Here is a 14,970-nt window from a genome sequence, read left to right on the forward strand (position 1 = left end):
AAGGGTTCAGCAAGATTGCTCCTAGGGAGGATAAAGTCATGACATTTCAAAAAGTATTGATCGCGAATCGTGGAGAAATTGCGGTTCGTATCATTCGCGCTTGCCGCGAAATGAATATTTCAACGGTTGCCGTATATTCGGAAGCCGACAAGGATTCGTTACATGTGCGTCTCGCAGATGAGGCTTACTGTATTGGGCCGACGCTGTCCAAGGACAGCTACCTGAATTTTACGAATCTGATGAGTGTTGCTACATTGACTGAATGTGATGCCATTCATCCAGGTTACGGATTTTTGGCCGAAAATGCCGACTTCGCTGAAATTTGCGAATCGTGCAATATTACGTTCATTGGTCCTTCTCCCGAAGCGATTAACAAAATGGGAGACAAGGCCGTAGCCAAGCAGACGATGAAGGATGCCGGAGTTCCGGTTATTCCGGGTTCGGACGGGCTGGTCGAGGATTTGCAGGATGCGATTAGCATCGCACGCGATATCGGTTATCCGGTAATTATCAAGGCCACTGCAGGTGGCGGCGGTAAGGGTATTCGTATTGCTGAGGATGAGGATAACCTTATTCAGCAAATTACTACGGCCCAGCAGGAAGCGCAAAAAGCGTTTGGCAATGCGGGTGTGTACCTGGAAAAATATTTGACCGGTATGAAGCACGTAGAAATCCAGATCATAGCGGACAAGCACGGCAATGTCGTGCATTTGGGCGAACGCGACTGCTCTGTACAGCGCCGCCGTCAGAAGTTATTAGAGGAGGCACCATGTCCTGTACTTTCACCGGATGTGCGTGAAGAAATGGGTCAGGCAGCCGTTCGTGCAGCTTTGGCTGTGCAATACTCTGGTGCGGGTACGCTGGAATTTTTGCTGGGCCCGGACAATAAATTTTATTTTATGGAAATGAATACACGTATTCAGGTAGAGCATCCCGTCACGGAGATGGTGACCGGTGTAGATCTGATTAAGGAAATGATTTCGGTCGCTGAAGGGCATTCACTGTCCTTTACACAAGAGGATGTCACTATCAATGGATGGGCGATAGAGTGCCGTATTAATGCCGAGGACCCGGATCGCAATTTTATGCCCGCACCGGGTAAAATCGGATTTTATCTGCCACCGGGCGGTCCTGGGGTGCGCGTAGACAGCGCAGCTTATCCGGGTTATAGCATTCCTCCTTATTATGACTCCATGATCGCCAAACTGATTGTGTGGGCACCTACACGGCAGGATGCGATTGCCAAAATGAAGCGGGCTTTGGCTGAGTTTGCCGTTGAGGGTATACCAACAACGATTTCTTTTCATCAGCGTTTGCTGGAGCATCCGACCTTTATTAAAGGCGATTTTGATATTAAATTTTTGGAGGAAAACGAAGTTTAATCGGTATATTTCCTCAGTTTGTCATAATGAACGCCAAATGATATAGTATGGATAATAAGTGAGCATGTCTGCTTTGATATCCAAAGCTGGAATGAAACTTATTTTGACCGAAAGGTGTTGAAGGTATGAGCACAGTGCCAACCGAATTCGAACGTACAGAAATTGGGGAGATTCAAATTGCCCCGGAAGTTATTGAAGTCATTGCCGGACTGGCTACCGTTGAGGTACCAGGCGTAGCGGGAATGAGTGGTGGATTTGCAGGCGGGTTTGCCGAGCTGCTGGGCCGCAAAAATTTGTCCAAAGGTGTAAAAGTGGAAGTCGGACAGCGTGAAGCGGCTGTAGACGTCTCCGTCATTATTGAGTACGGTAACCGTCTGCCTGAGGTGGCTGCTGCTATTCAGCATAATGTTAAGCGTTCCATTGAAACCATGACAGGTCTTAACGTTGTTGAAGTGAACGTGCAAATTCATGATGTTCAATTCAAAAGTGCCGAAAAAGTAGAAGAGCCGGAAGTTCTGGGCGCCGGACGGGTTAAATAGAGCGATACTTTGTACAAACCCCCGACCCTATTGGGTCGAGGGTTTACTCTAATTTAAGGAGGCTGTGCGTTTCGTGGCCAAAGTTATGGACAGACTTCTGCTGTTCTTGTACAGCTTGAGTATCGGAATTATTTCCATTCTCGCCATCCTCCTCCTGAGCGGGGCCATTCCGTATGCTTTAAGTATTGAGGATGAGCGAGTCGTATGGTTTGCCAGCTTGATTATTGCAGGAGTCCTGCTGCTATTGAGTCTCCGGGTTTTTTATATCTCTATTCGCCGGAATCAATCCGTGCAGCATTCTATTGATCAACGAACGGAATACGGCGACATTCAGATTTCGGTGGACACCATTGAAAATCTGTGTCTCAAAGCGTCATCCCGATTTCGAGGGATGCAGGATTTGAAGGCACGCGTTCGCGTGCTGGAATCGGGACTTGATATTACGATTCGGGCGGTTGTAGACGGGGAAAGCTCCATTCCGGTGTTAACCTCCGAGGTACAAAAGGGCGTACACGATCATGTGGAAGAAATTACAGGTATTCCTGTGTCCAATGTGTCCGTGTACATCGCCAATGTTTCTCAGTCACCAAGCTTTAAGAGTCGTGTGGAATAGAGGTGATTTTCCCTGATGCCCTGGAAAGAAATATGGGGAAGTTACAAGGGCCGGATCACGGGGATTACGGCCGGGATTTTTTTTGGTTTTATTTATTTGTGGGCAGGCTTTTGGAATATGTTGTTCTTTGCATTGATGGTGTTCATCGGATATACGCTAGGAAGGCGTAGCGATTCAGCGCTCGGTTCCCTCCTCCCTTGGAAGGAATGGAGCGACTGGCTGTCGCAGCGTTGGCGTCCTTTTAAATGAACCCTGTGATACGTGTTCTCCAAAATAGAGCTGTAGCTTCTTTGCGCCCAACGTTTTGGAGATGCGTTCACAGGTTTTTTTGTGAAAATGGTTAAAATGAAAAATAGATACAGGCAAGCGTAGGAGGCAGGGCATGAAAAGACGTCTGGCGAGGGAATTAGCGGTACAAAGCATGTACCATATGGAAATGAATGAAGTGGATGCAGCAGCAGCGGTAGATATGTTGCTTCAGGAAGCCGCTGAGGAGAACGAAGCGGAAGTTGTTATTAAAAACGCAGCAGTGTTGAGAGCGTATGTTTTGGAGCATGTGCGCGGTACGTGGGAGCATAAGGAAGCCATTGACGGGCTGTTGGTGGATTATCTTAAAGGCTGGCAGATCAGCAGACTTTCACGCGTGGATCGTCAAATATTAAGACTTGCCGTATATGAAATGATTTTCCGTGAAGATGTTCCGGCCAAGGTGGCAGTCAACGAAGCTATCGAATTGTCCAAGCATTTTGGTACCGAAGAGTCGGGCAAATTTGTTAATGGAGTGCTGGGACGAGTGATACAAGAGCTGGAACAATTAAAAGCACGTTTTTAAGTTGACACTACTGAATCAGGTTGGAGAGTGATTAAATATGTCAGCACCGATCATTGATGGTAAACAAATCTCTCAGGATATTCGCGCAAGCATTCAGCAAGAGGTCATTCGTCTGAAAAATCACCAGTTTCAACCCGGATTGGCTGTTGTGCTGGTAGGTGAAGATCCTGCTTCGCAGGTGTATGTTAAAAACAAGGAAAAGGCGTGCCATGATCTCGGTTATTATTCCGAGGTTCATCGGTTGCCAGCAGATACTTCGCAGGAAGCATTGCTGAAGCTGGTGGATAAGCTAAATCATCAAAGTAATATTCACGGAATTTTGGTACAGCTGCCGCTGCCCAAGCACATTCATGAAAAAGCTGTCATTGATGCCATTGCTGTGGAGAAGGACGTGGATGGATTTCATCCGGTAAACGTAGGCAATTTGGTCATCGGTGATGATAGCCTGTTGCCTTGTACTCCCGCTGGTGTTATTGAGCTGATTAAGCGTGCAGGAGTGGAAATAGCGGGTAAACATGCGGTGGTTATTGGTCGCAGTAACATCGTGGGTAAGCCAGTATCCTTATTGTTGCAGCGGGAAAATGCTACGGTAACGATGTGTCACTCCCGCACAGCGAATATCACCGAGTTAAGCCGGCAAGCGGATATTTTGGTCGTTGCCATCGGCAAAGCCAATTTTATTGATGCATCGTTCGTAAAGCCCGGCGCGGTAGTTATCGATGTTGGAATGAATCGTCTGGATAACGGAAAGCTGGCGGGTGACGTTGATTTTGAGAGCGTGAAGCAAGTGTCCGGTCCGATTACGCCTGTTCCCGGCGGAGTAGGTCCAATGACGATTACGATGCTGATGCAAAATACGCTCGTAGCGGCCAAGCGTTCGCACGGTTTGGCATAAGGACGGTTGTCTGTGGCTGAACAGCGTATTTACTCCATAAAGGACCTGAATCGTTATATCCGGATGAAACTGGAAACGGATCAGGTGCTGTCCGACGTATGGATACGCGGGGAAATTTCTAACTTTACGCATCATTCGAGTGGTCACATGTATTTTACACTCAAGGATGAGGGGAGCCGCATACGTTCGATTATGTTTGCGACCCATAATAAGCGGCTCCCTTTCGTACCTAAGGAAGGTACGCGTGTTATTGCCCGGGGAAACGTGTCTGTGTACGAACGGGATGGACAATATCAATTTTATGCGACCCAAATGCAGCCTGACGGCATCGGAAGCCTTTATCTTGCTTATGAGCAGCTTAAACAAAAGCTGGATGCCGAAGGACTATTTGATACTGCTCGCAAGCGTCATTTACCGGCTCACCCGACAACGATTGGCGTGATTACATCACCGACCGGGGCGGCTGTGCGGGATATTATCACTACGCTTCAACGGCGATACCCGCAGGCAGGAATTGTGCTGTACCCAGTGCTTGTACAAGGCAAAGGGGCTGCACCCTCCATCGTCAAGGCGATTGAAGCCATCAACCGCATGCAGGAGGTGCAGGTGATGATCGTCGGGCGGGGTGGCGGTTCGCTGGAAGAGCTGTGGGCATTTAACGAGGAAGCGGTTGCGCGCGCTATTTATGCATCAGTCATCCCGGTGATTTCGGCGGTCGGACATGAAACGGATTTTACCATTGTCGATTTCGTAGCCGATTTGCGTGCGGCTACGCCAACCGCAGCGGCCGAGCTGGCTGTGCCTCATCAGGGAGAGCTACGGGATCAGTTGCTCCAGCGGGAGCAGCGGTTGCGCAACGCCCTAAGGCAGCGGCTGGAAACCAGCCGTGAACGCTTGGCCCGGCTGCAGCGTTCGCCGGTGCTGCTGCATCCGCGCCGCTACATGCTACAACATGCCGAGCGAATGGACATGCTGCATCAGCGGCTGATCCGCGCAGCAGGCAATCGTACGCGCTTAAACGCAGAAAAAAACGCCCGTATGCGTCAGGTACTAGAGCGTTTTAATCCGCGTGAACAAATTCGTTCTGCGCGCAAGCAGACAGATATGGCGCAGCGTCAGCTGGAGTCAGCGATACGTGCAATTACGAAGACGGGACGGCAGCAGCTGTACGCGGGCATTCGCCAGCTGGATGCGCTGAGCCCACTCAAGGTCATGGCCCGAGGCTACAGCTTGGTATATGATGAGCATGAAAAACGGCTGATCAAGTCGCTTAAAGACGTACAGCCGGGAGATTCCATCAAGATTAAAGTGAGTGACGGGCAGTTGGACTGCCAAGTATGGGGAATGAAGGAGGACGCGAAGCACGGTGGCGAATGAAACGGAACTGAATTTTGAAGCGGCCATGGCCGCTCTTGAAGAAATTGTCGGGCAACTGGAGCACGGAGACGTTCCTCTGGAGCAAGCCATTGATCTGTTCCAGCGTGGCATGAAGCTATCTCAGCTTTGCAATCAGAAGCTGGAACAGGTGGAACGTAAAATTGAAATGATCGTGGAAGAGGATGGAGATTTGCGCAAGAAGCCATTTGGTGGTGGATTGGATGAAAACGGTGGTGAAGGGGTTGAATAGACCGTCATTCAAGGAATATTTGACCAGGACTTCAGACGCGGTTTTGTCTGCGTTGACCGAGCAGTTCCCTGCCCATTGGAACATTCCCGCAGTTCTTCGAGAATCTATGAGTTATTCTCTCACCGCAGGCGGAAAACGGCTGCGGCCTCTGCTTGTGATCGCGGCTGCCGAAGCGTTTGGCGGAAGCAGGGAGGCTGCGCTGCCGGTGGCATGTGCAGTAGAAATGGTACATACGTATTCTCTCATTCACGACGACTTGCCAGCTATGGATGATGATGATTACCGTCGGGGCAAACTGACGAATCATAAGGTATACGGCGAAGCGGTTGCTATCCTTGCGGGAGACGCATTGCTGACCCATGCCTTTTACAGCGTTGTACAAGCAGGTCGGCTTCACGGGGTTTCACCCGATACGCTACTGTCCATCGTGGAGGAGCTGTCCGAAATGAGCGGGGCACGGGGCATGGTGGGTGGTCAGGTCGCGGATATGTCCGGCGAGCAGGGGTTGACAGGAATCGAGGAACTGGAGTACATCCACCTCCATAAAACCGCTGATTTGATCATTTTCTCCCTCTTGGCAGGTGGACGGATCGGCGGAGCGGACAACAATCAGTTAGAAGCGCTTCGCCAATTTGGACGCGATCTGGGTTTGGCTTTTCAAATTCAGGACGATATACTGGATCTTATAGGCGATGAGAGCAAAATGGGTAAAAAAACGCAAAGTGATGTTGAACAGGAAAAGGTGACCTATCCGTTTTTTATCGGTATGGAGGCGTCTCAGCAGCAAGTAGAGAAGCTCACGGCATCTGCCAAAAAGGCTTTATTAGAAGGCGCTATACCGGATTCGTCGCGTTTGCTTGAGATTGCAGATTACTTGATGAAGCGTGATCATTAGTACGGTTAATTAGTACGGTTAAAGCGGCTTTGACTTGTCTACGTTTAAGCAAGGTCACAAAGTGTGATATAATACTTGTTAACTTTACACATTAAACTTGAAGGAAAGCGGGGAGATATGCGTGCTGCTTCCACACATAAAGCAACCAGGCGATCTGAAATCACTGTCGGTTGAGGAGTTGGCTTCTCTAGCCGAGGAAATCAGGAGCTTTTTGATTGAGAAGCTGTCCGTGACTGGGGGGCATCTGGCATCGAATCTGGGAGTGGTTGAGCTCACAATCGCCCTGCATTACTGCTATAACAGTCCGAAGGACAAGATGATTTATGACGTTGGACATCAGGCCTACGTGCACAAAATATTGACAGGGCGAATGGATCGGTTTGATACTCTTCGTCAGCGTGATGGACTTTGTGGTTTTGTAAAAAGAAGCGAGAGCGAGCATGATGTCTGGGAAGCCGGTCATAGTAGCACGTCTCTGTCAGCGGCGATGGGAATGGCTTTGGCACGAGATTTGAAGGGCGAGGACAATAAAGTTATCGCGATGATCGGAGACGGAGCATTAACTGGAGGCATGGCCTTCGAAGCGCTGAACCATATCGGTCATGAACGTAAAAATTTGATGGTCATTCTGAATGACAATGAAATGTCGATAGCGCCGAATGTTGGAGCCATGCATAATTATTTGAGCAAAATCCGCTCGGATCGTCACTATTTGCGGGCGAAGGATGAGCTGGAAGTTTTGTTGAAAAAAATACCCGCTATTGGCGGTAAACTTGCCAAATCGGCTGGCCGTGTCAAGGACAGCCTTAAATATATGATGGTTCCAGGCGTGCTGTTTGAGGAGCTGGGCCTGACGTATCTCGGTCCGGTTGACGGACATGATTTGTCGAAGCTGATCGAAACCTTCCAACAGGCCGATAACGTCACAGGTCCTGTGTTAGTGCATGTTGTTACCACAAAGGGAAAGGGCTATAAGCCTGCCGAGGCAGATTCACACAAGTGGCACGGAATCAGTCCGTACAAAATTGAATCCGGTCAGGTCCTCAAGGCTGTGGGCAACCCCATGTATACGGAGATTTTCGGACGGACGCTGATTGAGCTGGCTCAACAGGATGAACGTATTGTAGCGGTTACGCCTGCCATGCCTGGTGGTTCAGGACTGGTACCGTTCAGTAAGGAGTTCCCTACACGGATGATTGACGTCGGCATTGCGGAGCAGCATGCGGCTACGCTGTGTGCTGCGTTGGCAATGGAGGGGATGAAGCCGGTATTTGCGGTATACTCCACTTTTATGCAGCGTGCTTATGATCAAATTGTACATGACATTTGCCGTCACAATGCGAATGTGATGTTTGCGATTGACCGTGCCGGTTTTGTCGGGGCTGATGGGGAGACGCACCATGGCGTGTTTGACGTGGCATTTTTACGTCATATCCCCAATCTTGTGCTTATGATGCCTAAGGATGAAAACGAACTGCGCCATATGATGAAAACAGCGCTTGACTACGAGGAAGGCCCTATTGCTTATCGCTATCCGCGTGTGAATGTGGTGGGGGTACCGTTGGATGCAGAGCTGAAAGCTATACCTATCGGTAGTTGGGAATTTCTGCGCAAAGGTGAGGGCTACGCTGTAATCGCTTCAGGCCCGATGCTTCAGGTGGCGACAGAGGCTGCGGAGGCGATGAAACGTGAAGGCTTGCAGGTGGGTGTCGTCAATGCCCGCTTCCTCAAGCCTGTGGATGAAGATATGCTGCGTGAGCTGGCCCACCAGCATACGAAGCTGATCGTTCTGGAAGAAGCTTGCGAAGCGGGAAGCTTGGGTAGCGCCGTGCTGGAATTTTACGCGAAAGAAGAAATTCAAAATGCACAGGTGCGTCTTATGGGGATTCCCGATATGTTCGTGGAACATGGCTCCATTAAAGAGCAGCGCGCTGAAGTGGGCCTCACCGTTGATGCCGTGTGCCTCAAGCTCCGCCAATGGGCCGCTGAGCCAGCTTATGGCATGGGACAATCGGTATAAGGGGAACCTGGAGCGAAGACGATAATAATTATAAAAAAGTATGACAACAGCAGCTTGGCTGCCTAAAGGGAGATTAATATGTCTGTTCCGAAGGAACGCATTGATGTATTGCTTGTAGAACAAGGTTTTTTTGAAAGCCGCGAAAAAGCCAAGGCCGCTATTATGGCAGGCCTGGTGCTGGCGGACAGCGAGCGGATCGAGAAGGCGGGTATGAAGGTGCCACGCGATAGCGAGCTTAAAGTTAAGGGATCGGTGCATCCGTATGTAAGCCGTGGGGGATTGAAGCTGGAAAAGGCCATTCGCCAATTTGCGCTGGACATGAACGGTAGAACAATGCTGGATATCGGCTCATCCACCGGTGGATTTACGGATTGTGCGCTTCAACATGGAGCGGAATACGTGTATGCAATTGACGTGGGCTATAATCAACTGGACTGGTCGCTTCGTAATGATGAACGGGTATGTGTAATGGAAAAAACAAATTTCAGGTATATGACACCTGAAGATTTGAGTGGTCCGGTTCCTAACTTCGCAAGCATTGACGTTTCTTTTATTTCGTTACGCATTATTTTACCGCCATTGCTTACATTGTTGAAACAACCTGCTGATATTGTAGCTCTGATTAAGCCGCAATTTGAAGCTGGCCGCGAAAAGGTCGGAAAATCCGGTGTAGTTCGTGAACCTGCCACGCATAAACAAGTGTTGCAGATCATCCTGATGTTTGCGCAAGAGCTTGGCCTCTCGCTGCAAGACTTGGCCTATTCCCCTATTACGGGTGGAGAGGGCAATATTGAGTTTTTGGCGCATTGGCGTTTGGACGAGGCTCCGGTTACAGAATTACCGCTGGAGAAAATCGATTTTAATCCACTGATTGAACGTATCGTTCAGGAAGCAGGTCAGACTTTTAACAATGGACCGTCGCGCAAGTAACATTCAGGGGTTCTCATGAGTTCGGTGAACTTAAGGGAACCCCTTTTTGGTGTGGGGGATTGATTGTCGAACTCACGTTCGCCTATAATAAGGAGTATAGTGAAAAGGAATTTTACGTCTTGTCCTAGAATATGTCCATGAGGTGATCGATTCATGGACACGCGATATGATACGGTTATTATTGTTGTGATCGGGGTGATATTAGCAATATGGGCTTTATATAGCCTGCGTGCATGGTTAGAGGAGCCGGAACAACTTGTATTAAAGACGATACCGATTAATGAGGATTTGGACGAAGGGCCTGTTGTGGATCTACTTGAAAACGCGGGTTATGAAGTGGTGGGCGGAAAAATGAAAATACCGCTTGCTTTTAAAGTGAATGGAAATACCGTGTATAGTCGTTTGTTTATAGACTACGTGGCTGTACGAAACGGTTCGACATATATAGTTACAACGTCACGCCGGAAGAAACCAATGGAGTGGAGCGGTCCTGAATTGCGGGACAGGCTTTTACCGTATTTGCTACTCTATCCGGGTTGTGCGGGTGTATTGTACGTCGATACGGACGAGCAAAGTATTCGCCTTATTACATTAGTGGAAGACCTCGAAGAAGAGGAATATGAAGATTAATCCACAGGAGGATTATATGAAGGGTCAACGACATATCAAAATCAGGGAAATTATTTCACAACAGGAGATTGAGACACAGGACGAGCTGGTTGAAGCATTGCGCAAGGCTGGTTTTCAGGTGACTCAGGCCACTGTATCACGCGATATTAAGGAACTGCTGCTCATTAAGGTTCCAATGGACGATGGCAGATATAAATATTCTATGCCTTCAGATCAGCGTTATAATCCGGCGCAGAAACTGAAACGTACGTTGGTTGACAATTTTCTGCATATTGACTATACAACGAACCTGATTGTAATGAAGTGTCTACCGGGAACAGCCAACTCCATCGCTGCTTTACTGGACAATATTGAATGGCCTGAGGTTATGGGTACGATTAGCGGGGATGACACCATTTTGATTATTTGTCGGTCCGAAGAGAACAGCGAAGCGATCGTGAATCGTCTTATGGGCTACATTTCCTAATTGCATATCAGACGTTTTAATTTGTACATCATGAGGTGAAAGAACGATGCTGGTCACTTTGTCTATACGAAATTTGGCAGTTGTAGAGGCTGTTGATGTTCATTTTTTTAAAGGCTTTCACGTCTTGAGTGGAGAAACCGGTGCTGGTAAGTCCATTATTATTGATGCGCTCGGTCTGATTGCAGGCGGCAGGGGTTCTGCCGATCTTGTACGCTACGGGTGTGATAAAGCAGAGATGGAAGCCTTATTTGAACTGCCGGCCAAACATCCAGTGTGGAATACGCTGGAGCAGCAAGGCATTAAAGCCAATCCGGAGGAGCATTTGCTGATCCGGCGCGAACTCACAGTCCAAGGGAAAAGCTCTTCACGAATTAACGGTCAGATGGTTAATTTAACAATGCTGCGTGAGGTAGGCGAGCAGCTGGTCAATATCCATGGACAGCATGAACATCAAAGTCTGCTACGTGCAGATCGTCATCTGGCGCTGCTGGATACTTTTGGGGATTCCGTCATTGGTCCGGTCAAAGCGCTTTATCGAGAGCGCTACAATGCTTTTGTCAAAGCTGAAAAAGAAGTACGGGAATTGCAAAGCTCTAGCCAAAAGGCTTATCAGCTATTGGATATGTACCGATTTCAATTGGAAGAGATCGCTGCAGCGGAGCTGAAATTGGGTGAAGATGAATTATTGGCAGAAGAACGGGTCAAGCTATCCCATAGTGAGAAAATGATGGATGGGATATCTGGAGCCTACGAATTGCTAAGCGGCCGAGGTGGGCTGGACGTGATCAATAATGTGTTGTCCAGACTAAATGATGTCCAAAACTACGATAGCAAAAGTCTTCAGCCAATTGCCGAACAGATTCAATCTGCTTTTTACCAGTTGGAGGATGCGGCATTTCAATTACGTTCGTATCGTGAGGATATTGAATTTAATCCGGGCAAGCTGTATGAAGTGGAGCAACGTTTGAATCAAATTACCAGTTTACAGCGAAAATATGGTGATAGTATCGAGCAGATTTTGGAATACTATAGCCGTATTGAGCAGGAAACCGACTTGTTGGAAAATAAGGATGAACGGCTGGAACAATTAATCGCAAAGCGGGACCAGTTGCTTGCGGATTTGCTGGAAATTGCGGAAGAGCTTACGGAAGCCCGTGAAATTTGTGCGGAAGAGCTTGCAGAGCAAGTGGAGCAAGAGTTAAAAGACCTTCAAATGGAAAGAACGTCACTCAAGGTGCGTATTGATCCGATTGAAGATCCACGAGGATATGAATATAAGGGACTACGTGTAAGACCTACCAAGCAGGGCATTGATAATGCGGAATTTCTCATTTCCCCCAATCCCGGTGAGCCGCTTCGTCCACTTGGTAAAATCGCTTCAGGCGGTGAATTGTCACGTATTATGTTGGCAATGAAGAGCATTTTTGCTCGTCATGATCAAATTCCGGTACTCATTTTTGACGAGGTGGATACCGGGGTAAGTGGTCGTGCGGCCCAGTCCATTGCTGAGAAGCTGTATCGTTTGTCTTCTGTCTGTCAGGTGTTTTCCATTACTCATTTACCGCAGGTGGCATGCATGGCAGATCACCAGTATCTCATTGAGAAAAATGTTCATGATGGACGGACCATGACACAAATTGAGGGATTAACCGAAGAAGGGCGTGTCAAAGAATTGGCACGTATGCTGGGTGGCGTGGAGATTACCGAAAAAACGTTGCATCACGCACAGGAAATGTTGAATTTGGCGGAAGGAAAGAAAGCCTGAAAAGAGCGGCTGGCGTAATGATTAACAGTTATAAAAGCCTGGGGGCAAGGTTACCTTATAGGTACGCAATTGGCGACCACCTTTACTCGTCAAGCGAAAGAAGCAAAGGGAGCGTGACAGCCATTGAATTTTTACTCCAGGATCAAATTGCTCGGTCTTTTGCTTGTTTTTCTTATGTGTTCTATCGGTAACGCTAAGTATGTGCATGCAGCGCTGCCTCCACATGCTTCTTTGGATTGGTTTGGCTCTAAAAGCACGAGGACGGCTCAAGAAAGCGTGATTCCCGATTTAAAGGTATACCCGGGAGGACAGACGATCGGGGTCAAGGTAAAATCATCAGGAGTGCTTGTCGTCGGCCACCATGTCATCCAGGAAAGTAATGATCGCAAGGTGTCACCTGGAGAGACAGCAGGAATTCGTCTAGGGGACCGCATTACGCATATGAACGGCAAGCCGCTGAATAGCCTGGCGAAGGTTGCGGAGGCTGTAGACGAAGCAGGCAAGAACAAGAAGCCGCTCGACATAACGCTTTGCCGAGGGCAGCAGACGATTTCCACCAAGCTAACACCAGCTTATGATTCAGATGATAAAGCGTGGCGGCTTGGATTGTACATTAGAGACTCGGCTGCGGGTGTAGGTACATTAACGTTTTATGCACCAGATCAGGGGGTATACGGGGCTTTAGGGCACGTAATTACAGATATGAATACTCAAACCCCTATTGTTGTGGGAAGCGGAGAGATTGTGCAATCCAATGTGACGTCAATTGCAAAAAGCCAAAGTGGGGAGCCGGGGGAAAAACGCGCTCATTTTCTTAAAGATCATCGGATATTAGGTAATATTGAACGTAATACGAACTTCGGAATTTTTGGGAAAATGTCCGATGAGCCGCAATATGGGTTGTATTCGAAGCCTATTCCCGTGGCTCTTGCCAATGAAGTAAAGGAAGGACCCGCAGAAATATTGACCGTACTGGAAGGTCAGCAGATTCAACGGTTTCAGGCAGAAATTGTACACATTTCTCAGCAGGATAAGCCGGCAACCAAAGGACTTGTGATCCGTATTGTAGATCCAAAGCTGCTGGAGAAGACTGGAGGAATAGTGCAAGGCATGAGCGGTAGTCCAATTATCCAAAATGGCAAGCTAATCGGGGCAGTGACACATGTATTTGTAAACGATCCGAAATCAGGCTACGGTTGCTTTATCGAATGGATGCTGCGTGATGCAGGAATCATGCAAAATAACGTGAGCATGACAACTAATCTTAAGGCGAGCTAATGGCCTTAAGATTTTTTTTGTCGAAAAGCGGGGAATTAGCTCATAATAACAAGATAAAAAATTAATTATAATGGAAATGATAAAAAAAATAAATAAAAATAATTTTCGACAGAAGGAATTCATAATTCGATGTCGAAATCATATACTCCGACAAGAAATATTTATATACTGTAAATAGAAATACCAACGGAATAACACTCAATAAGGAGGAAGTACATTGCAAAAAATTGAGGTATTGTTGGCTGATGACAACCGGGAATTTACGAATTTGCTTGCTGAATATATTTCCGATCAGGAGGATATGGAAGTTACAGGAATCGCCTACAATGGTGAAGAAGTGCTTCAACGCATCGCAGAATCCCGCAACATACCTGATGTACTTATTTTAGATATAATTATGCCTCATCTGGATGGCCTTGGCGTACTGGAGCGTTTGAGAGAAATGAACCTGACTCCACAGCCGAAAATCATCATGCTGACTGCATTCGGTCAAGAAAATATTACACAGAGAGCCGTACAGCTCGGGGCATCTTATTATATTTTAAAGCCGTTTGACATGGAAGTGCTTGCCAACCGTGTCCGCCAATTGGTGGGGCCACAGCTAGTCAGCAACAGTCCGGTGACCGTTTCATCCATTCGTTCCAACGTTGTGCCGATGGGCAAGACGAAAAATCTGGATGCCAGTATTACGGCCATCATTCATGAGATCGGTGTACCAGCTCATATCAAGGGCTATCAATATTTACGTGAAGCCATTACGATGGTGTACAACAATATCGAAATTTTAGGTGCGATCACCAAAACATTATATCCAGCAATCGCCGAAAAATTCAAAACGACGGCATCCCGCGTGGAACGCGCCATTCGTCATGCCATCGAGGTAGCATGGACACGTGGTAATATCGACAGCATCTCTCATCTATTCGGCTACACCATTAATATCTCCAAATCGAAGCCAACCAACTCAGAGTTCATCGCGATGGTCGCTGACAAACTGCGGATTGAGAATAAGGTATCTTGAAAAGGTTAGGAAAACTGATACAGCAAGGGATTTCGGGGATTGGCATTTTTCAATATCAAATGTAGGGATCGCTACTT

At 47.8% G+C, this 14,970-nt stretch carries 16 protein-coding genes; all 16 read left to right on the plus strand.

What is annotated here, in order from left to right; all coding sequences use genetic code 11:
• The first annotated feature begins 38 nt into the window (after positions 1-38).
• A complete protein-coding gene (accC, locus tag LCF57_RS00685) occupies positions 39-1,382 on the plus strand; it encodes an acetyl-CoA carboxylase biotin carboxylase subunit (RefSeq protein WP_225999001.1) in 1,344 nt (447 codons plus the stop codon).
• A 125-nt stretch (positions 1,383-1,507) separates the two neighbouring features.
• Positions 1,508-1,921, plus strand: coding sequence for an Asp23/Gls24 family envelope stress response protein (locus LCF57_RS00690; protein WP_007430927.1), 414 nt, complete (start codon positions 1,508-1,510; stop codon positions 1,919-1,921).
• 73 nt (positions 1,922-1,994) lie between these two features.
• Entirely contained in the window at positions 1,995-2,534 is a 540-nt protein-coding gene (gene amaP / locus LCF57_RS00695; protein ID WP_225999002.1) for an alkaline shock response membrane anchor protein AmaP, read from the plus strand.
• A 15-nt stretch (positions 2,535-2,549) separates the two neighbouring features.
• A complete protein-coding gene (locus LCF57_RS00700) occupies positions 2,550-2,783 on the plus strand; it encodes a DUF2273 domain-containing protein (protein ID WP_007430925.1) in 234 nt (77 codons plus the stop codon).
• Between the two features lie 133 nt (positions 2,784-2,916).
• The gene (gene nusB / locus LCF57_RS00705; RefSeq protein WP_225999003.1) at positions 2,917-3,366 is read left to right on the plus strand and encodes a transcription antitermination factor NusB; all 450 of its coding nucleotides are present in this window, start codon (positions 2,917-2,919) and stop codon (positions 3,364-3,366) included.
• A gap of 37 nt (positions 3,367-3,403) precedes the next feature.
• Positions 3,404-4,261, plus strand: a complete 858-nt coding sequence (gene folD, locus LCF57_RS00710; protein ID WP_225999004.1) for a bifunctional methylenetetrahydrofolate dehydrogenase/methenyltetrahydrofolate cyclohydrolase FolD — start codon at positions 3,404-3,406, stop codon at positions 4,259-4,261.
• Positions 4,262-4,273: 12 nt separating this feature from the next.
• Positions 4,274-5,638: an exodeoxyribonuclease VII large subunit gene (xseA, locus tag LCF57_RS00715; RefSeq protein ID WP_225999005.1), complete on the plus strand. Its 1,365-nt coding sequence runs from the start codon at positions 4,274-4,276 to the stop codon at positions 5,636-5,638.
• Entirely contained in the window at positions 5,628-5,888 is a 261-nt protein-coding gene (gene xseB, locus LCF57_RS00720) for an exodeoxyribonuclease VII small subunit (RefSeq protein WP_225999006.1), read from the plus strand. Before xseA ends, xseB begins: the two co-directional genes overlap by 11 nt.
• Positions 5,860-6,783: a polyprenyl synthetase family protein gene (locus tag LCF57_RS00725; protein ID WP_225999176.1), complete on the plus strand. Its 924-nt coding sequence runs from the start codon at positions 5,860-5,862 to the stop codon at positions 6,781-6,783. Before xseB ends, LCF57_RS00725 begins: the two co-directional genes overlap by 29 nt.
• A 121-nt stretch (positions 6,784-6,904) precedes the next feature.
• Positions 6,905-8,803, plus strand: coding sequence for a 1-deoxy-D-xylulose-5-phosphate synthase (dxs, locus tag LCF57_RS00730; RefSeq protein WP_225999007.1), 1,899 nt, complete (start codon positions 6,905-6,907; stop codon positions 8,801-8,803).
• Between the two features lie 78 nt (positions 8,804-8,881).
• A complete protein-coding gene (locus LCF57_RS00735) occupies positions 8,882-9,733 on the plus strand; it encodes a TlyA family RNA methyltransferase (RefSeq protein WP_225999008.1) in 852 nt (283 codons plus the stop codon).
• Between the two features lie 153 nt (positions 9,734-9,886).
• A complete protein-coding gene (locus tag LCF57_RS00740) occupies positions 9,887-10,363 on the plus strand; it encodes a hypothetical protein (RefSeq protein WP_225999009.1) in 477 nt (158 codons plus the stop codon).
• Between the two features lie 16 nt (positions 10,364-10,379).
• Positions 10,380-10,829, plus strand: coding sequence for a transcriptional regulator AhrC/ArgR (ahrC, locus tag LCF57_RS00745; protein WP_225999010.1), 450 nt, complete (start codon positions 10,380-10,382; stop codon positions 10,827-10,829).
• A gap of 46 nt (positions 10,830-10,875) precedes the next feature.
• Positions 10,876-12,594, plus strand: a complete 1,719-nt coding sequence (recN, locus tag LCF57_RS00750) for a DNA repair protein RecN (RefSeq protein WP_225999011.1) — start codon at positions 10,876-10,878, stop codon at positions 12,592-12,594.
• A 123-nt stretch (positions 12,595-12,717) separates the two neighbouring features.
• Complete coding sequence (gene spoIVB / locus LCF57_RS00755) at positions 12,718-13,872, plus strand: SpoIVB peptidase (protein ID WP_225999012.1); 1,155 nt, start codon at positions 12,718-12,720, stop codon at positions 13,870-13,872.
• Between the two features lie 217 nt (positions 13,873-14,089).
• Positions 14,090-14,893, plus strand: a complete 804-nt coding sequence (spo0A, locus tag LCF57_RS00760) for a sporulation transcription factor Spo0A (RefSeq protein ID WP_025717113.1) — start codon at positions 14,090-14,092, stop codon at positions 14,891-14,893.
• Positions 14,894-14,970 lie beyond the last annotated feature (77 nt).

This window comes from Paenibacillus sp. BJ-4 (genome assembly GCF_020404765.1).
GTDB lineage: Bacteria > Bacillota > Bacilli > Paenibacillales > Paenibacillaceae > Paenibacillus.

What these genes read in the sequence shown, in the direction of transcription:
- accC (WP_225999001.1), top strand. Translation starts at nt 39, where the DNA reads ATGACATTTCAAAAAGTATTGATCGCGAATCGTGGAGAAATTGCGGTT.
- LCF57_RS00690 (WP_007430927.1), top strand. Translation starts at nt 1,508, where the DNA reads ATGAGCACAGTGCCAACCGAATTCGAACGTACAGAAATTGGGGAGATT.
- LCF57_RS00700 (WP_007430925.1), top strand. Translation starts at nt 2,550, where the DNA reads ATGCCCTGGAAAGAAATATGGGGAAGTTACAAGGGCCGGATCACGGGG.
- nusB (WP_225999003.1), top strand. Translation starts at nt 2,917, where the DNA reads ATGAAAAGACGTCTGGCGAGGGAATTAGCGGTACAAAGCATGTACCAT.
- folD (WP_225999004.1), top strand. Translation starts at nt 3,404, where the DNA reads ATGTCAGCACCGATCATTGATGGTAAACAAATCTCTCAGGATATTCGC.
- LCF57_RS00725 (WP_225999176.1), top strand. Translation starts at nt 5,860, where the DNA reads ATGAAAACGGTGGTGAAGGGGTTGAATAGACCGTCATTCAAGGAATAT.
- LCF57_RS00735 (WP_225999008.1), top strand. Translation starts at nt 8,882, where the DNA reads ATGTCTGTTCCGAAGGAACGCATTGATGTATTGCTTGTAGAACAAGGT.
- LCF57_RS00740 (WP_225999009.1), top strand. Translation starts at nt 9,887, where the DNA reads ATGGACACGCGATATGATACGGTTATTATTGTTGTGATCGGGGTGATA.
- ahrC (WP_225999010.1), top strand. Translation starts at nt 10,380, where the DNA reads ATGAAGGGTCAACGACATATCAAAATCAGGGAAATTATTTCACAACAG.
- recN (WP_225999011.1), top strand. Translation starts at nt 10,876, where the DNA reads ATGCTGGTCACTTTGTCTATACGAAATTTGGCAGTTGTAGAGGCTGTT.